This is a genomic window from Halobellus sp. LT62 (assembly GCF_037031285.1).
GTDB classification, from domain to species: Archaea; Halobacteriota; Halobacteria; order Halobacteriales; family Haloferacaceae; genus Haloquadratum; species Haloquadratum salinisoli.
The window spans coordinates 1,669,084-1,686,876 of record NZ_JAYEZO010000001.1 but is presented as its reverse complement, the minus strand read 5'-3'; the positions used below and the strand labels follow the sequence as shown (position 1 = coordinate 1,686,876).

14 protein-coding genes are annotated in these 17,793 nt (G+C 61.7%); 7 read left to right on the top strand and 7 right to left on the bottom strand.

Features of this window, described 5'->3' with window-relative positions:
* Positions 1–8 precede the first annotated feature (8 nt).
* Genes U5919_RS08215 through U5919_RS08205 form a run of 3 tightly spaced genes read right to left on the bottom strand, consistent with a single transcriptional unit; the run spans position 9 to position 3,254 of the window.
* Positions 9–1,295 carry a nucleotide sugar dehydrogenase gene (locus U5919_RS08215; protein ID WP_336023458.1) on the bottom strand — a complete coding sequence of 429 codons (1,287 nt, stop codon included), beginning with the start codon at positions 1,293–1,295 and terminating at the stop codon, positions 9–11.
* A complete protein-coding gene (locus U5919_RS08210) occupies positions 1,288–2,676 on the bottom strand; it encodes a nucleotide sugar dehydrogenase (RefSeq protein ID WP_336023455.1) in 1,389 nt (462 codons plus the stop codon). Before U5919_RS08210 ends, U5919_RS08215 begins: the two co-directional genes overlap by 8 nt.
* Complete coding sequence (locus U5919_RS08205) at positions 2,673–3,254, bottom strand: acyltransferase (RefSeq protein WP_336023453.1); 582 nt, start codon at positions 3,252–3,254, stop codon at positions 2,673–2,675. Before U5919_RS08205 ends, U5919_RS08210 begins: the two co-directional genes overlap by 4 nt.
* Positions 3,255–3,681: 427 nt before the next feature.
* Here U5919_RS08205 and U5919_RS08200 point away from each other — a divergent pair, with 427 nt between their 5' ends.
* From U5919_RS08200 to U5919_RS08190, 3 genes are all read left to right on the top strand, one after another.
* The gene (locus U5919_RS08200; protein ID WP_336023451.1) at positions 3,682–4,758 is read left to right on the top strand and encodes a DUF1616 domain-containing protein; all 1,077 of its coding nucleotides are present in this window, start codon (positions 3,682–3,684) and stop codon (positions 4,756–4,758) included.
* Positions 4,758–5,327 (top strand): metal-dependent hydrolase, encoded by a 570-nt coding sequence (locus U5919_RS08195; protein WP_336023448.1) that lies wholly within the window; start codon positions 4,758–4,760, stop codon positions 5,325–5,327. The genes U5919_RS08200 and U5919_RS08195 overlap by 1 nt, the downstream gene beginning before the upstream one ends.
* Positions 5,328–5,476: 149 nt before the next feature.
* Positions 5,477–6,991 (top strand): hypothetical protein, encoded by a 1,515-nt coding sequence (locus tag U5919_RS08190; RefSeq protein WP_336023447.1) that lies wholly within the window; start codon positions 5,477–5,479, stop codon positions 6,989–6,991.
* An 86-nt stretch (positions 6,992–7,077) separates the two neighbouring features.
* On the opposite strand, the gene U5919_RS08185 is transcribed toward U5919_RS08190, so the two are convergent.
* Complete coding sequence (locus U5919_RS08185; RefSeq protein WP_336023446.1) at positions 7,078–7,746, bottom strand: helix-turn-helix domain-containing protein; 669 nt, start codon at positions 7,744–7,746, stop codon at positions 7,078–7,080.
* A 168-nt stretch (positions 7,747–7,914) separates the two neighbouring features.
* On the opposite strand from U5919_RS08185, the gene U5919_RS08180 reads away from it, so the two are divergent.
* The 3 genes from U5919_RS08180 to U5919_RS08170 all read left to right on the top strand — a co-directional run bounded on the left by U5919_RS08180 (position 7,915) and on the right by U5919_RS08170 (position 11,974).
* Positions 7,915–8,949: a glycosyltransferase family 2 protein gene (locus tag U5919_RS08180; RefSeq protein ID WP_336023444.1), complete on the top strand. Its 1,035-nt coding sequence runs from the start codon at positions 7,915–7,917 to the stop codon at positions 8,947–8,949.
* Between the two features lie 223 nt (positions 8,950–9,172).
* Positions 9,173–10,693 carry a right-handed parallel beta-helix repeat-containing protein gene (locus U5919_RS08175; RefSeq protein WP_336023442.1) on the top strand — a complete coding sequence of 507 codons (1,521 nt, stop codon included), beginning with the start codon at positions 9,173–9,175 and terminating at the stop codon, positions 10,691–10,693.
* A 60-nt stretch (positions 10,694–10,753) separates the two neighbouring features.
* Positions 10,754–11,974 carry a glycosyltransferase gene (locus tag U5919_RS08170; protein ID WP_336023440.1) on the top strand — a complete coding sequence of 407 codons (1,221 nt, stop codon included), beginning with the start codon at positions 10,754–10,756 and terminating at the stop codon, positions 11,972–11,974.
* Positions 11,975–12,064: 90 nt separating this feature from the next.
* Here the strand turns inward: U5919_RS08170 and U5919_RS08165 are convergent, their stop codons facing one another.
* Together U5919_RS08165 and U5919_RS08160 are read right to left on the bottom strand one after the other, a co-directional pair.
* Entirely contained in the window at positions 12,065–14,479 is a 2,415-nt protein-coding gene (locus U5919_RS08165; RefSeq protein ID WP_336023438.1) for an oligosaccharide flippase family protein, read from the bottom strand.
* Positions 14,480–14,618: 139 nt separating this feature from the next.
* A complete protein-coding gene (locus tag U5919_RS08160) occupies positions 14,619–15,554 on the bottom strand; it encodes a hypothetical protein (RefSeq protein WP_336023436.1) in 936 nt (311 codons plus the stop codon).
* Positions 15,555–15,717: 163 nt separating this feature from the next.
* On the opposite strand from U5919_RS08160, the gene U5919_RS08155 reads away from it, so the two are divergent.
* Positions 15,718–16,506 (top strand): DUF4129 domain-containing protein, encoded by a 789-nt coding sequence (locus U5919_RS08155; RefSeq protein WP_336023434.1) that lies wholly within the window; start codon positions 15,718–15,720, stop codon positions 16,504–16,506.
* Between the two features lie 227 nt (positions 16,507–16,733).
* Here the strand turns inward: U5919_RS08155 and U5919_RS08150 are convergent, their stop codons facing one another.
* Positions 16,734–17,702, bottom strand: a complete 969-nt coding sequence (locus tag U5919_RS08150) for an AAA family ATPase (protein WP_336023432.1) — start codon at positions 17,700–17,702, stop codon at positions 16,734–16,736.
* Positions 17,703–17,793 lie beyond the last annotated feature (91 nt).

Below are 17,793 nucleotides of genomic sequence, written 5' to 3'. Positions count from 1 at the left end.
CGTCACACTCACAACTGCGCGTAGTGGAAGCTCAGGTCAGTCGCCGTGTCAGCGTCGAACACGTCGGCCACGTCGACCATTACCGGGTCCGGTCCGAGGGAGGCGGCCATCGATTCGAGGTCGTAGTCGCCAAAGGACTCGTGTGCCGTCGAGACGACAACGCCGTCGTACGCCTCGAAGTCGACCGCTTCGACCACCTCGATGTCGAATTCCGCCCGTGACTCGGAGGGGGCGGCGTGCGGATCGTATCCCACGCACTCGACGTCGTACTCGGCGAGTTCGTCTATCATCGTCCCGACGTTGGAGCTGCGGATGTCTCCGACCCCGGGTTTGTAGGCCAGCCCGAGGATCAGGAGCCGCGTGTCCTTCAGGACGCGGCCGGACTCGTTGATCGTCTTGACAGCCTTTCGCGCTGCGTGGACGGGGACGTACTCGTTGATCTCGCGGGCCTGTAACACGAGCTTCGGCGAGAACCCCTCACGCTTGGCGCGGTACGTGAGGTAGAACGGGTCGACCGGAATGCAGTGTCCGCCGACGAATCCCGGTGAGTAGCCGTCGTGGAAGTTCCACTTCGTCCCGGCAGCTTCGAGCACGTCTTCCGTCGTCAGGCCCATATGGTCGCACGCGATGGCCAGTTCGTTGACGAGGGCGATGTTCATGTCCCGCTGGACGTTTTCGATGACCTTCGACGCCTCTGCGGTCTCGATGTCGGGCGCTCGATGGATACCGGCGTCGACGATGCTTCCGTAGAGCTTTGCGAGGTCATCGCGGACTGACTCGGAGTTTGCGCCGATCACCTTGACCACGTCCCGGACGTTTCGTCCGGCATCCCCCGGCGAGGCGCGTTCCGGCGAGTAGCCGACGAAGATGTCTTCGCCGACGGTGTAACCGGACGCAGATTCGAGTTCGGGAACGAGGACGGACTCGGTCGCACCGGGGTAGACGGTGGATTCGAGCACGACAGTAACTCCCGGCACGATGTACTCCCCGATGGTCTCGGCCGCCGATTCGACGAATCGGAGGTCGGGGTTTTCCATACTGTCGACCGGTGTCGGAACCGTCACGATGACGAAGTCCGCATCAGAGATGTGCGAGGGTTCCGCCGTGAAGAACACATCGGAAGCCGCGACGCGGTCGTCGGTGAGGTCGCCGGTCGGATCGGTCCCCGACGCGAGTTCGTCGATTTTCACTGCGTCGACGTCGTATCCGATTACTTCCTTCCCCGCCCGATCGAACTCGACCGCCAGCGGGAGGCCGACGTAGCCGAGCCCCACGACGCAGACTGTCTCAGTCATAGAGGCCGATCCCCTCGTAGACAACATCGTCGTCGTCTCGGTACTTCGTCGCTGCTTGGCGGCCGTCGACGAACACGACCGGGCGTTCGCCCTCGCCGAGCGCCGGAACGTCGAGGCGGTCGAACGAGTCGTGGGCGGTCACGAGAACGACGGCGTCGACAGACAGTTCGTCGCCGGTCGGATCGTCGACCACCGTCGCGCCAGCGTTCTCGAACGCGGCGGTGTCGTCGAGGACAGGGTCGGTGGCGATGACGTCGGCACCGGCGTCGTCGAGGTGTTCGACGACCGGCAGCGCCGGCGTCTTTCGGATCTCTTCGACGCCGGCCCGGTAGGCCAATCCGAGGACGAGGACGGTCGCATCCGCGGGATCGACGCCCTGCCCCTCCAGTCGGTCGAGCGTCGCCTGCGCGGTGACGTGCGGCATCTCGTCGTTGATCTCGCGGGCCGTCTCCATAAGCGACGACTCCGCATCGAATCGCTCGATGAGGAACTTCGGATAGTACGGGATGCAATGCCCGCCGACGCCCGCGCCGGGCGCGTGGACGTCACAGAACGGCTGCGTGTTGGCGACGTCGATCGCCTCCGTGACGTCGATTTCGAACTCCTCGGCGTGGTTCGCGAGTTCGTTCGCGAGCGCGATGTTGACATCGCGGTAGATGCCCTCGAAGACCTTGACCGCCTCCGCAGTCGTGGTGTCAGAAACGGTTATGACGTCGTTCGAGGTGATCTGCTCGTAGACGAGCGCCGCGGCGCGTGTGCTTTCGGCGTCCGCGCCGCCGACGACCTTCGGATACGCGCCCCGGATGTCTTTCAACGCCCGTCCAGAGGAGGTCCGCTCGGGGCAGAACGCGAGCCCGAACTCTCCGAGGGAGAGCCCGCTCTCGGCTTCGAGTTTCGGCAGGAGTTCGTCGGCGCAGGTTCGCGGGGGGAGCGTCGACTCGAAGACGACGAGGTCGCCCTCGTCGAGCCCCCGTGCGATGTTCTCCGTCACCGCCTCGATTATCGAGAGGTCGGGGCGGCCGCGGTCGTCGATGAGCGTCGGGACGATGACCACGTGCACGTTCGTTTCCGCTGCGACGTCACCGGGATCGGTGTCGGCGACGAGCGACCCTCGTTCGACCTGTTCCTCGACGAGGTCCTCCAGTCCTGGCTCGCCGACGACGTGACTGCGACCGGCGTTGACCTCCCGGACGACGTGAGGATCGACGTCCGCGCCGACCACGTTACCCGTGGTTTCGGCGTAGACCGAGGCGAGGGGAAGCCCCATCTTGCCGAGACCATAGACGCCGACAGGTACCTGCCCCGACGTCAGTGCGTCGATCTGTTCGTCTTCAGGTCGCGTGGATCCGTAGACCGCCCTGATGGTGGATTTCGAGCTCATATCGTGTTCTCTCCGCTAAGTGCGGCCGGTAGCGGGCGATGTTCTGCCGGTGCGCCGACTGCGAGGGTACGGGCTGGGACGTCGTCGGTGACGACGGCACCGGCGGCGACGAACGCTCCCTCACCGACGGTCACGTCGGGGAGAATCGTCGCGTTCCCTCCGATCGAGACGCCGTCTTCGAGCGTCGGTCCCGACAGGTCGACGTCCCGCCTGACCGGGTACGGATCGTTTGTCAGGACTGCGCCGGGGCCCACGAACACGTCGCTCCCCACGTACGTGTTCGTGGGCACGTAGACGCGGCTTTGGAGGCTAACGTTAGAGCCGACGACGGACGTTCCGTCGACGATCGTATCGGTCCCGACGACGACGTCGTCGCCGATTCGAGTGTTTTCTCGAACGAGCGCGTTGTGGCCGGTGGCGAACCTATCCCCAATATCTACGTCGCTGTACACGATCGTCCCCGAGCGGATGCGGGCGTCGTCGCCGATGACCGCCTTCCCGGGATCGTCTCCCGCCGGGTAGCCGATCGTGACGTCCTCATCGATCTCGCAGCCGGTCCCTGTGACGTACGTGTTCATACGGACGATGCCTCTACAGTCGTCCTCACCTCGTCCGATGGAGCCGTTCCGCGGACCAACCGGGGAACGATGACGAGCACGAACAGTGCGACGAGTGACGCGAGAATTTTCGTTTTGGTGCGCATACGGTGATCACACGCGGGTCGATGTGACCCGCGGTTCAGCACGCAGGTCACGCGAGACGGACATTATTATCTGGACGGTAAGCGGCCTCTCTATGGGGCCAGCGCGCGTTTGGCTATGTGATAGCGTGTGCCACCGCCGTTCCTCCCACCCCGATTCTCCGAATTTTCGAACTATCTGCGACGAGAGGCAGTATGCGGGCGGTTTAGAACCGGCTTAGCAGTCGTATAAGGCCCGATAAGCCGGATATTCCGGCGTGAACGGTCTCGTCCATTTTTGAGGGCGGAGGCGAAAGCCGCAGGCGATGACGTCGTCTCACCGCCGGTGGACACTCGATTTACTCCTCGTCATCGCGGGGGCGATCGCCGCCCTTGCGGTGATCCTCTTAGACATCGAGGGATCGCTCGTCCGAAGTCTCTTCGTCGTGCCGCTGATCGTCCTATACCCCGGGTACGCGCTGTTGGCGGTGATATTCCCGGAGAGACGGTCTGAGGTGGACGCAGACCGTCTCGGGCGCGACCTGTCGCTGACCCGTCCAGCGCGACACACGGCCGGGATCCTGTACTCAGTTCGACTGGTCCTCTCGGCCACCGCAAGCTTAGCGCTCGTCGCCGCCGTCGCCCTGCTCACGAACGCGCTCGGTCGCGGGTTCGACGCCGCTATCGTGGGGTTGGGTGTGTTCGTAGTAACGATCGTCCTCACCTCCCTCGCCTTCGCTCGTCGCGCGTCGCTTCCCTCGGACGCCCGTGCCGGTCTCCCGGCGCTTTCGATAATCGTCGGGACCGTATCGTCGTCCGGCGGAGGACAGAGCTCCTCGCTTTCGTCGGTACGGCGTTCACCGGTCCCCTTCGTGGTTAACATACTGGTTATCGTGAGTGTCCTCGTGTTCCTCAGCAGCATCGGGTTCGCGATGGTCGAGACTCGGGGACCCGACGCCGAGTTCACCGAAGCGTACCTCGTGACAGAAAACGGGACCGGATACACCGCGAGCGACTACCCGAGGCAGCTCTCCCGAGGAGAGACAACGGTGTACACGCTCGCACTGGAGAGCCACGAGCACGAACCGACGACGTACACTGTCGTCACCGAACTCCAGCGAACAGAGCAGACGGCGAACGGAACGCAAGTGGTGGATGAGGACGAACTCTCGCGGACACGACACACGATCGAGGATGGAGAAACGGCGTATCTCGATCGTGAGGTGCAGCCGACGATGTCCGGCGACGGACTCAGACTGGTTTTCCACGTCTACGAGGGTGAGGCTCCCGAGGATGTGGATCGAGAGAACGCCTACCGAACCGTCCAACTCGTCGTTTCAGTCGACGGTGACGGCCCCACGCAATTTCAGCGACAGTCGTCGGCTAGGAGGACGGTCGCCTGATGTGGCCGTGGGAGCACCTCGTCTTCGGCTACGTGCTGTATTCGACCCTGAACGCTCTCGTCTGGGAGCAGCCCATCGAAGACGGAACTGGTCTCGCTCTCGCGGTGGCGACCCAACTTCCCGATCTCGTCGACAAACCGCTCTCGTGGACGTTCGGGCTCGTCGCCACGGGGTACGGGCCGGCCCACTCCCTGTTCGTTGCCGGACCGATCGCGCTCGGAGTAGTGGCCGTGCTGTGGACGCGCGGTAAGACGCGAGTCGCCGTCGCCGTCCTCGTGGGGTACGGGTCCCACCTGTTCGCCGACGTGCTCGCCCTCCGCGCGAACGGCCCGAACGTCGCTCGAGCCCTCTGGCCGCTCGTCTCGCAGCCCCCGTACGAGAGCGATCTCGGGTTCTTCGAGCGGTTCACCGAGTACTTCGGAACGTTCCTCCTTCAGATGATGCACACCGAAAACGTCGGATTAGTGCTCGGATACGTCTCTATCTTCGTCATCGTCGCCGTCCGCTGGGTTATGGACGGGATGCCGGGAATCCGGTGGGCACGCCGAAAGGTTAAATACGTCACATAATCAGTCTCGTCCGCTCGTTTCCCCTCAACGCTCCCGGGTGAGTCGATACGATAATCAGCGGAGATTCATACTGAATTCAGAATATTCAAGCTGAAAAATACGAAAAACCCTAAAAATACTCATTAGGCGGGCGTCGAGACTGGTTCTCGATGTCGGAACATCGCGGAGATGGAAGCGACCGGATCGTCACACGCCGAGGGGTTCTTCGAGGACTGGGAGGGGTGCTCGCAGCCGCCTCCTTCGCAGGGACGGCCTCTGCGGATAAAGACTGGTTGAACGTCGTCAAGTACGGAGCCGACCCGACGGGCGGAGAATCGATAAATCCCGTCTTGGAGGAGTTGCCGCGCGATGACGACACGATACTGTATTTCCCGGAAGGGCAGTACCTGATGGACGACGAGTACCGCCACGTCGGTTTCCAGGGGTTCGGTCTCAGCGGCGATGACGCAACGATCGTTCCTGATCCTGAATACGACGGTCGGTGGCTGTTCAAGCTAGGAACGTACAATCAGCCCGGAGACGACCTCTACGTCGAGGGGTTGGATTTCGACTTCACCACGGACCACACTGGCTTGCGCGCAGTACAGGCACAGGTCAGCGACGATCTGTTGGTCCAAGATCTCGAAGTAGTCGGTCAGCACGACAGCGGGAAATTCGGACCGTTCCTGTTCGATGTCACGGATCCCTCCGGGATTGGCTCAATCGAGAACGTCCGGATCCCGGAAGGTGGTGAGTTCTCCAAGTACACGCCAAGTGATATCGACGTCGGCCCCACGGGCATCATCGTTTCACCCTCTCACGAGGGAAAACTGTGGGTTCGAAACTGCGAGGTCGGTCTATGGCCGGACAACGGACTGTACTGCTCGACAGACAGCGGCCGAGTCGTCGTGGACGGCGGGATTTTTAAAAACTGTAATATCGCGTGTATCCGCCTCTCAGGCGACTACAGTTCGATCCACGACGCGACAGTCGTCGTCGACAGCCACCGAGAAGACGATAGCAATCAGCGCGCCATTCGGCTCGATGGCGGGGCGTACAACTGGATCGAAGACGTCGAAATCCGTCTTTCAGAACCCAACGGACACGCAATCAGTATCCTAAACGACGTCGAGTGGGCACGGATTCAGAACACCAACGTCACCGTCGACGGACACGTTCCGACGAAGGCAATCTCTGTCTCACCGGAGGCAGGGAAGATCGATCTGATAAACACCGAGATCGAATTTAATACGCCCGGGTGCGCATTCCACGTCAAAGGGCCAAGTAGCCCGGACGCAGATCGGGTGTCCGTCCTGAAATCGAGTATCACCGGGAGCGGGGATGGCACTCACGGTCGCCACGCGGTACGAATCGAACGAGGCAACGGTGAATTCGATCGGTTCGACGTCAAACAGACGGGTACCGATTACCGGCGAGCGATCAAGATCCTCGGTGATGGCTGTCAGTTTACTTGGGGTCACTACTACGCGACCCATATCCCGATTGTCAACGAGGCCGATGGGACGACGTTCCACGGCATCACCACTCGATCGCTCGATGGCGACGAGGGTATGAAGGTCCTCGAGGAATCCGCGGACGTTTCGATCTCCGAATCGGCAGTCTACAACGGTGTCTGGGAGTACGGTGATGTCGACGTAACGTACAGCGACAACCGGTTCCTCTAGCCGTAGTGTTTTGGTCCCCGGGAGTTCGCCTCACGGGAGACCAATCTGAGAGCACAGGGCGTGTCTCGGTCGGATGTCGGCCGCTCTTACGGAGACAACGTGGATTCGATGAGCCTGCTGATGGAACGGCGGATGCGCTGTGACACTCCTGATTTCGAGATCCCGAGTCGGGCGGCGAGTTCCTCCTGTGACGTTTTGCGCGGAACGTCGAAATAGCCGCTCTTGTGGGCAATCAGCAGTGCTTCGTGCTGCGCCGGAAGCAGCCCCGTCTCGGACCCGGCGTCAGTCTCACGAGCGACGTGCAGACGCTTGACGTGAAACGAGATGTCGCGATCGTGGTAGTGCGATTGCACCCGGTGCAGCGTCGAGTGGGCGGGAAGTTGCATCTGGACGCGCCAAGACCCGTCTTCGTGGCGAACCGAGATGATGCGGACGCCCATCTCGGTCGACGACTGTGGAATCAGTTGTACGCCGTCTCGAAAGAGAACTCTGAACCGCCTTTCGTCCCCGATTTTCCCGAGGAAATCCGCGTCTTCGACGGTCGTGTCCGATTGCAGCGTCTCTAGCAACGACTCGGTGGTCCCCCCGTCGACGACGACGAAAGCACAGTCCCAGCCCAGCCCATCGGTCGGTTGAAACTCGAGCTCCACTGCATTCGGCGTGTTAGCAGTAAACGAAGACAGTACCAATCGCGGGTCTTCGAGACTGAGTTCGAGATAGATCGGCCGCGAGTCCTCATCACGTCCTACCGGCATCAGTATGTGATCATCACTGACGAATACCGGTTATTATTCGGATGATAAGCCGTGGAAGCGGCTTCCGAATCGGAACCACCTGCCTATGAGACAGTCTCCCTCTCGTTGCTACGAGACACATAATAACGGCCCCGGAAGTCCGACCCAGAGGTACCGAATCCCAATTCTATGTACAAGGAGAACTCTATCGCCGTCGTCGTGCCTGCCTACAACGAGGAAGGGTACGTCGGGGACGTTATCGACACGATCCCATCGTTTGTCGACGTGGCGTATGTCGTCGACGACGGATCGACAGACGACACGTGGAATGAGATCGTAACACACGCTGAGGCGGTCAACGCTGAACGAACGCCCGAAGCGGGGGCGTACGAGGATCTCGTAGTCCCGATCCGACACGACGAGAACCGCGGCGTCGGCGGCGCACTCAAGACTGGATACGCCCGCGCACTCGAGGACGAAGTCGACATCACGGCAGTTCTCGGCGGCGACGGTCAGATGAATCCGACCGAACTCGCGAAGTATCTCGACCCCATCGCCGAAGGTGATGCCGACTACGCGAAGGGAAACCGGTTTATGAAGCGCGAGGACCTCGAAGCGATGCCGGGGTTCCGCCTCGTCGGCAACTCGGTTCTCTCGTATCTGACGAAGTTCGCGAGCGGCTACTGGCGGACGATGGATCCGCAGAACGGCTACACCGCCATCTCCTATGAGGCGCTGGCGTCGGCCGATATCGAAAATATGTACGAGTACTACGGGTACTGTAACGACCTGCTCGTCAAACTCAACGTCGAGAACCTCCGCGTCGCCGACGTCGCGTGCTCCGCGGAGTACCTCTACGACGACGACTGGAAGAGCCACATCGATTACGGAGAGTACGTCCCCCGCGTTTCGGGTATGCTGTTGCGGAACTACTTCTGGCGGCTGAAGCACAAGTATCTGCTGCGGAACTTCCACCCGCTGGCCGCATTTTATTTCCTCGGAGCAGTCGTCTCGGTGATTGCGTCCGCCGGTCTCGTCGGATCGGGGATGATGCACGACGGCGATGGGCCGTCGGGACTCGGGAGCTGGGCAATCGGCCTACTCCTCGGAACGGCCTTCCTCCTCATCGGCATCGTGCTCGATCACGACGACAACGAAGCCCTCGAACTGCAGGTCCACGATGACACATACGACACTGATGTACCCATAGAGACGGGTGAATAGAGCCGAGTTAACACTCAACAATCAGGGCCCGAGTTATATTTAAAGAGCACACATATGAAGGGAGAGACGGTAGTCGGTTCGTTGAGTCTTCTCTCGTATGAAAGAGACGAACCGAGAAACTCGTTCCCCGGAGGACTGCGAACCGGACACCTGCGATGGCTCAAAACTTGGTAGACGATCCTATCTCCTCGGGGCGGCCGGAGCGCTCGCACTGGGAGGGTATATGTCTGTGACCGCTCCCACTGCCCAAGCGGATACGATGACGGTCGACGTTCCGCAGGCGTATCTCGACCGATTCGACTCGGTCCTCAACGTCGTCGATCTGGGGGCCGACCCGACGGGAAACACCCCGATCGATACCGTGCTCTCGGCGAACGTGGGCGACGACACGCTCCTCGTCTTCCCGGAAGGCCGGTACCTAATGAATCGCCAACTCCGAAAGACCGGGTTCGACAACCTCGGATTCTACGGGCCGAACGCGACGATCGCGCACGGGCAGATCGACGCGATCGACGGAAACGTCATCACAGAAGGCGATTTCGACGGTCCGGCACGGTTCTTCCGACTCGGCGTCATCTATGCCCCCGGACGCAACCTCCTCTTCGAGGGATTCACCTTCGATTTCACCGGGACACAGACGGGGATCCGCGCCATAGAGGGGTACGTCACCGACGGACTCGAAGTCCGCGACGTCACCATCGACGGACAACACGACACGGGGACGTTCGGTCCGGCACTCTTCAGCATAATGAACGCGAACGGAACAGGGACCGTCGAGCGATTCAAAGCGCCAGACGGCGGTGAGTTCACCGAGAACACCATCGGAGACATCTCGCTCGGCCCGACGGGGATGCTCATCGACCCCAACAGCGCGGGGACGCTCCGAATCGTCGACTGCGAACTCGGTCGATTCCCCGACAACGGGCTGTACGTTTCGGGTGCGAAAGGCACCGTCCGCGTCGAGGGCGGCACGTACAGGAACAGCACCGTCTCCTCGATCCGTCTCAAGGGCCACGGGAGCAGTGTCCGCGACGCTACAGTCGTCATCGACGACCTGGTCCCGGGGATCAGCCAACGCGGTATCCGCCTCGACGACGGCGCAGAGCTCACCGTCGAGAACACTACGGTCGAGGTGACCGGCCCCGCAGAGAATGCCATCCGGGTCCTCAACAACGTGGAGACGGCGACCGTCCAGAACTGTGAGATCGTCCTGAACGACGACGGCAACGGATGCGCCCGCGGTATCCAGACCACGCCCGATGCCGGCAGCCTGAACATTCTCGATTCCACCATTGAGATCGGGGGATCGAACTTCGCGATCTACCTGCAGGGGCGAAACGCCCCCGATGACTCGATGGTGCTTGTGAAGGAGGTGTCGATTTCCGGGAACGCACCCGGCAATGTGCAGCGAGAGGCCATTCGGGTCGAACGTGCGAACGCTCGGTTCGAGAACCTGACCGTCGACCAGCCCGGGTCACACTACCGGCGCTGTGCGGAGATTCTCTCCGACGACACCCTGTTCGTCGGCGGGAGCTACTCGTCTACCCATCACCCGTTCATCAACAAGGGCAACCGGACCCGTTTCGACGAGATAACCGCGCGGTCGTACAGTAAACGGCAAGCGATGAAACTGTACGAATCCGGCACTGACGTGGTCGTCACCGATTCCGTGCTCTACGGTGGATACAGTGATCGCGGCGCGAAAGGGTTCGTCATCGAGACCTCTGAACTGCCTCCCGCCTGAGAGGACTGTGACCTTACCCTCCCGATAATCATAGTCTCGGGGGAGCAACAACGAGTACGGATGACCCAAGAACGCCTAGCCGATACGGACCTGCTCGTCGTCTCACACGGCTACAAACACTTCGTGAAGTCACAGGTGGACGTCCTCGCGGAGTACGTGAACTCTGTCACCGTCTGCGTCAGGTACAATTGGTTCGCAGACGTTGCGTCGCGGCTCTCGATTGACGCCGGTGCGGGATTCGGCAAAGATGCGAAGATCGCCCGCAAGAACGTCCCGGACAACGTCGAGGTCATCGAGGTTCCGCTCTTGTATCTCCCCGTTGATTTCCACCGCGATCACCTCCTCGGGCAACAGCACGCTAGGAAAGTCGAAAAAAAACTCGAAGAGCACCCCGTGTCTTTCGACCTGATACACTGTCACATCACGTGGACATCGGGCTACGTCGGCGCGCGCCTCAAGCAGGAACTCGACATTCCGTACGTTCTCACCGTCCACGCAAATCGGAACTGGTTCGAGCAACAACTCGAGTCCGACAACGACCGACTAAAGACCGCGTGGGAGGACGCCGATCGGCTCATTCGCGTCAACCGGAGCGACCGATCGAAGCTGGAGGCGTACAACGACGACGTGGTATACGTCCCGAACGGGTACGACACCGATACCTTTGAGCGGATCTCCACAGCCGTGGCACGGGAGCGACTCGGCATCGATCAGGAATCGCCGGTGGTGTTCGCGCTCGGGACCCTGAAGCCCCGGAAGGGGTTCCAACACCTGATGCGCGCAATGACCCGAGTCCATAAATCCAAACCGAACGCGAGGCTCGTCATCGGCGGTCAGGGCGGGATGTACGGCGAGCTCGAAACGCTCGCCGCGGAGCTCGGCATCGAGGACCGTACCGCCCTCCTCGGCTACCTCGAATCGGACGTGCTGAACGACTGGCTGAACGCCACAGACCTGTTCGTCCTTCCGAGCTACAGCGAGAGCTTCGGCGTCGTCCAACTGGAAGCGATGGCCTGCGGAACGCCCGTAGTTGCCACCGAGAACGGAGGCAGTGAGGAAGTCATCACGGGCGACGAGTACGGTCTCCTCGTGGAGGGGCCGGAGGCACACGACGAACTCGCGGGAGCGATCGAAACCGCCCTTGACCGCGAGTGGGACGAGGATGCCATCGAATCGTACGCGAACGAGTACACGTGGGAGACCGTCTGTGAGCAGATCGCCGACCTGTACGTCGATGTCCTCGACGAACATCGAAGCACGCCTGTCGCCCCGACGCCCTGATAATCACGCTCACGAAGCCCCGTTTCAGACCACTCCCTTTCCCGTCGCACGGGTCACTTTACTATCGTCAGTCGAGACCAGATAGACGCGCTACCGTAGGTTTCGCCCGGCCAAGATCCCAATCGATCCCAAGAGCGCAGAGTGGTACATCAGCGTTCCTCCGGTCTGTGCCCACCAAGACCCGATCGAAGAGAGCGGCTGTATCATCAGGAGCGATCCGTCGGACGTCTCCGTGGCAGTGGTCGTCGGGGAGTCGGTCGTGGTTGCTGTCGAAGTGCCATCTCCGGTGGTCTCGTTTGTCGCCGTCGGCGTCGCAGTATCCGTGGTCGATGATTCCGTGATGGTTGCGGTAGCCGTCGTGGACGATTCAGTCGTCGTCGTAGTGTCCGTGGTCGATGATTCCGTGATGGTTGCGGTAGTCGTCGTTGATGATTCCGTGGCGGTTGCGGTTGTTGTCGTTGACGACTCAGTGGTAGTCGCGGTATCCGTAGTGGAGGACTCGGTAGTCGTCGCGGTATCCGTGGTCGGCGAACTCGTCGTGTCCGTCGTCGACGTCTGCGTCGTCGTAGTCTCCGACGTCGTGGAAGTTTCGGGTGTCGCCGTCTCCGACGCTGTGGCCGTTTCAGTGGGCGTTCCGTCGCCGCCACCGAAGAATCCGCCGTCGTCGTCCGATTCAGTCGTCTCCGTCGACGTGGCTGTCTCGGTCGTACTCTCTGTTTCAGTCCGCGTCGACGGATCTGGAGTCTCGGTCGCGGTGGCCGTCGAGGTCCCCGATTCGGTCGTCGTCGGCACCGGGGTGTCCGTGACCGGCGTTGTGGCGTTCACCCCCGGAACCGGGGAGTCACCATCGACCGACGGTCCGACGTCGACTCCGGGTGTTCCCACGGCGAGTACGACGCCGGAGAGCGAGAGGAGCACCCCGACCACGAGAAGGCCGCGCTGGAGCGTGTCCTTGTGACGGTCGCCCCACGACTCGTTCCCCCAAGACGGCCCGTCACCACCGAGTCCGGTACGACGTCCGTGGATGGCGCTGGCGCGCGCTCCGATCGGACCCGGGAGCGACGACAGTACGTCGAGCGCCTCGTCAACGTCGACCGATCCAAGCAGAAACGCCACCGTCACGAAGACGACGAACCCGACCGGTGGGACGACTGCCAGCGCGAGGAGGCGTTGGTCAAGCGTCATCGAGAGCAGGACGATCGGGATGCCCGCGATTAGCCCCGTCGCGAGCACGCGGCCGATCCGCGCGTCGGCGAACGGCTTGAATCCGAGATAGCGCGCGCTGAACAGGTTGAATATCGGGAGCGAGGAATACCCCGTCGTCGTCGCGATGGCCGCCCCAGTGATTCCGTATCGGGGGATGAGAACAGCGTTCAAAACGAGGTTGAGCAGCGCCGCAGCACCAGTCGCCGCGATGAGCGGTTTCATATCCGCCTTCGCGTGACTGATCGCGAGAATCGGCCTGACGACGGCAAATCCGATCGTTCCGGGAAGGAGAACAAGGAGCGGCAGAACGACGGGCATCGACCCTTCGCCGAGGTAGAGGGGGACGAAGTCCTTCGCCAGCGCCCCGAGCCCGATCGATAACAGGATCACGACCAACATCCCATAGCGGGTCACCCGCGAGGCGATCTCGGTTATCTGCGCGGTTCTGCCGGCCGCCCACAGGTCGGAAACGGACTGGATGAGCATCGACTGGATCGATCGCGGAATGACCCAGAGGAACTGGCTGATGACCAGCGCGGACTTGTAGTATCCGACCTGTGTCTCGGTGACGTGCGAGGCGAGCATCAGCACGTCGACGTGGTACATCGACGTGAGAAACAGCATATATACCACCGAGAGGTGATTGAAGCTGAACAGCTCTCTCGTCGGGAACCGTTCCGGTGTCGTACTGAAGATACCGCGTAGCGAAACGTTGGTTCGGAGCCACCACAGCGCGAGCAGCGCGACGAGGCTGTTGACGACGACGAGGCCGACCATCAGTCCGCCGATCTCGAATCCGAGGTACGCGATACCGATGAGAACGATTCGGGAGCCGACTTTGTTCAGAACCCGAAGTGGTTCCGAACGGTGTTCCTGTTTGAGCCCCATAAGCGCGCGTCGTGAGTACTCGCGGAACTGCGTCGCAATGGTCAGTCCGGCCAGCCCGTAGAACCCGACGACGTACTCAGAGCCCAAGTACCTCGTCACGATTCCAAACCGCGCCGCGGCGGCGAAGGCTACCGCGGTCAACACCGCTAGGACGGTTCCTAAGCGGAAATAGTATCCGAAGACGTGAGTCTCCCAGTCCCGGTGCGTTCGGTTCTCGGAGAGGTACTTGCGAGCGCCGCTGTTGATCCCCGAACTCATCAGGATCGTCGAGATGCCGAAGACCGCTGTGAGTGTGCTGTATCGCCCGTACAGCTCGAATCCGAGGGTCGTGATGAGAATCGGCGTTAGTATCACCGAGGACAGCACGATGAAGATGCGTCCTCCCACGATAGAGAGGAACGCAGTGACCATATTCCGTCTCATCGTCGTTCCTTCGCGTCTCCCGCGGTGGATGTCCTCGTCGGTCGGAGCCGCTGATATCGATGGCGTGTCGAGTCCTGACCGCGTGCTGTCCGGTGACGTACGTGCATAAATCCGGGATAGCGGGAGATCAGGCCGAGGACCCGATCTCGATCGCGACGGAATCGCCGTTCTTCAGATAGTACTCGGTCGGATCGACGGGCTCGCCGTTGACCGTCACCGTGGCGGTCCCGCGCTCACCGTCATAAGGGTATCTCGTCCCGTTGTAGACGACGGCCTCGTCGGTCATATTGATGCCTTCCAGCGTCGACATCCCGTAGGCGAGCGTGACGTGTGGCGAGTGAGCGTGCCACGGTTCCGCGTGGCCGCCCTCGAAGTGGAAGTGATCGTTGTGTCCGGCCTGCTGGTATTTTTCGCGGCTGAAGTCGAGTTCTGTCCCGTCGACAACGAAGTCTATCGTTCCGTGGACGTGGAGTTGATCCGGCGGGATGTACTCCCCGGGCGTGGCGACGTCCGAATCGTCAGTCACGATCAGCACCCAGACCTTGTCATCAGATTCGAGCACGTACTCCTCGGGATCGACCTCGTGGCTACCGACACGATAGCTGATCTCTGTCCCGTTTACCGACTCGTCGTAGGATTCCCCGTCGTAGGAGAGCGACGATTCGTCCGCCTCGACTCCCGCCACTGAGAGGACATTCGCGAGCGTCACGCTCTCGTTCGTGGACCACGTGTCGACATCGTTCATACGCACGGGGGCGTCATCGCCGAGACTCCGTTCAAGATCGACACGATCGCCGTCGATCATCACGGCCATCTCTCCAGTGTGCTCGGCGTCTATCTCCGCCCTATTGGCTTCGGTCGACACGTTCGACCCCGACTCCGTCTGTGAGTGAGAGTGTCCGTCCTCTGTGGTCGATTCCCCACTCGTCGTTTCGTTGGTCTCGACGGCGGCGGTCGTCCCGGTCTCGGTCTCGACGGTCGGTCCGTCGGCACCAGTCAGTGACGAACAGCCCGCTGTCGTCATCAGGAGGCCGACGAGAAGCGCGATACTTACGCGTTTCACTGTGTTCGATTTGCGTTCCATTTCCGTCTCGACCGCTACGTCACACGCTTCCCTCGTTATTATCGAGTACGTAGCCGCCGCTTATCGGCCGGATAATTAGTAGCGAAGACGCGCGATGGCCCACAAACGTGATATCAATTCACATTCACGGAGGGTGGTTCGAATGAACGGAGATCGAGTGCTCACTCTCGCGCTAGCTCTCGTCTGTCTACTCGCCGTTGGGTCAGCGGCGGGCTCTCTCGAATCTGCGGTGGGTTCTACCCCGGGCGAGGCGGTCGACCTCGATTACGCCTCGCTCCCGGTGAGCGGAGAGGGGGGCGGCGAGATCCAGCAGACGTATCGAACGCTTGCCGGTGAGTCGGGACCGTCCGCGGGCGTGATGGGGTCCGGTGCCGTGCGCGCGCGACAGAGCCAAGTCTCAACCGAGTCGTCGGACGCCGGGGGGCCCGCAGCCGAGTCGAACGCGTCGACGCTGCGGACTGCCGCGCTGACGCGCCTCCTCGATTTCCTCCAGTCGTTGCTAGCCCGACTCCTCGTGGTCTTCGGCGCGATCATCGCACTCGCCGTGACCGCACTAACCGCTCGGTACGGACCAAGGATGATCGAGCGCTACCGTCAGCAGTCCGACGGCGACGAACGAAGTCCTCCGTCCGAGGCCGGGACACAGACCGTAGAGAACGGTGTCGACACTCCGCGGCCGCAGAACGAGGTCACCGAGGCGTGGCACGAGATGATCCGCCGGCTGAAACTCGAAGACCGAGAGCCACTGACACCGCGCGAACGGGCCGCCCTCGCCCGCCGGGAAGGGGCGGACGCAAACACCGTCTGGTCGCTGACGGAGCTGTTTGAGGAGGTACAGTACGGCGACGCGCCGGTCACCGAGGAGCGACGCCGACGTGCGCGGGCCTGTCTTGACCGACTGTGTGGAACAGAGGGAGAAGACGATCCATAAACGCCCGAGACGTCTTCTTCGGCAGCGGAGTGCCTGTCTTGCCGCGAAGCCAGCGTTCGAGACGCGCCCATCCTCTGAAAGGGGCGGGTCCCTTCCCGATCGAACGCCCCTCTCTGAGGTCGCCGGAACGGTCCTCACCGGCTCGATATCGATGGGCGTCGGACTGTTCGTCGAGAATCTTTTTCAACGGACTACCGCTTCACTCGCACTCAACAGGCTGGTCACGCTCACGCTCGCCCTCCACGACTGACAGTTGGGACGGATACCTCCGCGAGCACGTCATCGACGATCTGACATCGGTCTATGTTTTCGACCTTCGCTTCGGCGGTCGGGACGAGGCGGTGAGCGAGCGTCTCGTGGGCGATCGCTTTCACGTCGTCGGGGACAACGAAACTCCGCCCGTAGATCGCGGCTGTCGCGCGGACGCCCTCGAAGAGCCGCTGGCAGCCGTACGGAGAGACCCCGACGGCGACGCGGGGGTCCGAGCGAGTCTTGTGGACGATGTCGACGATGTACTCTTTGATCCCGTCTTCGACGTAGACGGTCTCGGTGGCCTGCTGCATCTCGTTCAAGACATCGGCGGAGAGGACGCGCGAAACGGACGGAGTAGACGTGTCGCGTGCGTCTCGGCGGTTGAGAAGTTTCCGTTCCGCCGCTTTGTCGGGGTAGCCGAGGCTGTCTTTGATGAGAAACCGATCCTTCTGTGCCTCCGGCAGCGAGAAGGTACCCTCTCCCCGCCCGACTGGGTTCTGCGTGGCGACGACGAAGAACGGGCTAGGGAGCGGATGCGTCTCGCCGTCGACGGTCACCTGCCGCTCGGTCATCGCCTCGAGGAGGGCGGCCCGCGTCTTCGGAGAGGCACGGGTGATCTCGTCGGCAAGGACCACGTTGGCGAACAACGGTCCCTCGTTGACCTCGAACGAACCCTCGCGGTCGTCGAAGACGTACGTCCCCGTCACGTCGGACGGAAGGAGATCCGGCGTGAATTGGATCCGAGAGAAAGACAGCCCGAGTGCGGTGGCGAAACTCCGCGCTGTCAGGGTCTTCCCGGTCCCAGGAACGTCCTCTAAGAGGACGTGCTCTCCGGAGAGCACGCCAGTGAGAACACGTCGCAGCACGGCCCTATCAGCGACGACTGACCGGGACACCTCGTCGAGGACGCGCTCCCCTCGCTCGTGCACCTCATCGAGATCCATACGTCAGCCTTGAATTAGCAGGGTATTATTATTCGAGTGATAACCCAAACACAGTCCGCTCGGTTACCCGCCCGATAATAATGGGACGCTG

Bases quoted from the DNA above. Each gene is read 5' to 3' on its own strand.
- U5919_RS08215 (WP_336023458.1), bottom strand. From the start codon at position 1,295: ATGACTGAGACAGTCTGCGTCGTGGGGCTCGGCTACGTCGGCCTCCCG.
- U5919_RS08210 (WP_336023455.1), bottom strand. From the start codon at position 2,676: ATGAGCTCGAAATCCACCATCAGGGCGGTCTACGGATCCACGCGACCT.
- U5919_RS08205 (WP_336023453.1), bottom strand. From the start codon at position 3,254: ATGAACACGTACGTCACAGGGACCGGCTGCGAGATCGATGAGGACGTC.
- U5919_RS08200 (WP_336023451.1), top strand. From the start codon at position 3,682: ATGACGTCGTCTCACCGCCGGTGGACACTCGATTTACTCCTCGTCATC.
- U5919_RS08195 (WP_336023448.1), top strand. From the start codon at position 4,758: ATGTGGCCGTGGGAGCACCTCGTCTTCGGCTACGTGCTGTATTCGACC.
- U5919_RS08190 (WP_336023447.1), top strand. From the start codon at position 5,477: ATGTCGGAACATCGCGGAGATGGAAGCGACCGGATCGTCACACGCCGA.
- U5919_RS08185 (WP_336023446.1), bottom strand. From the start codon at position 7,746: ATGCCGGTAGGACGTGATGAGGACTCGCGGCCGATCTATCTCGAACTC.
- U5919_RS08180 (WP_336023444.1), top strand. From the start codon at position 7,915: ATGTACAAGGAGAACTCTATCGCCGTCGTCGTGCCTGCCTACAACGAG.
- U5919_RS08175 (WP_336023442.1), top strand. From the start codon at position 9,173: ATGTCTGTGACCGCTCCCACTGCCCAAGCGGATACGATGACGGTCGAC.
- U5919_RS08170 (WP_336023440.1), top strand. From the start codon at position 10,754: ATGACCCAAGAACGCCTAGCCGATACGGACCTGCTCGTCGTCTCACAC.
- U5919_RS08165 (WP_336023438.1), bottom strand. From the start codon at position 14,479: ATGGTCACTGCGTTCCTCTCTATCGTGGGAGGACGCATCTTCATCGTG.
- U5919_RS08155 (WP_336023434.1), top strand. From the start codon at position 15,718: ATGAACGGAGATCGAGTGCTCACTCTCGCGCTAGCTCTCGTCTGTCTA.
- U5919_RS08150 (WP_336023432.1), bottom strand. From the start codon at position 17,702: ATGGATCTCGATGAGGTGCACGAGCGAGGGGAGCGCGTCCTCGACGAG.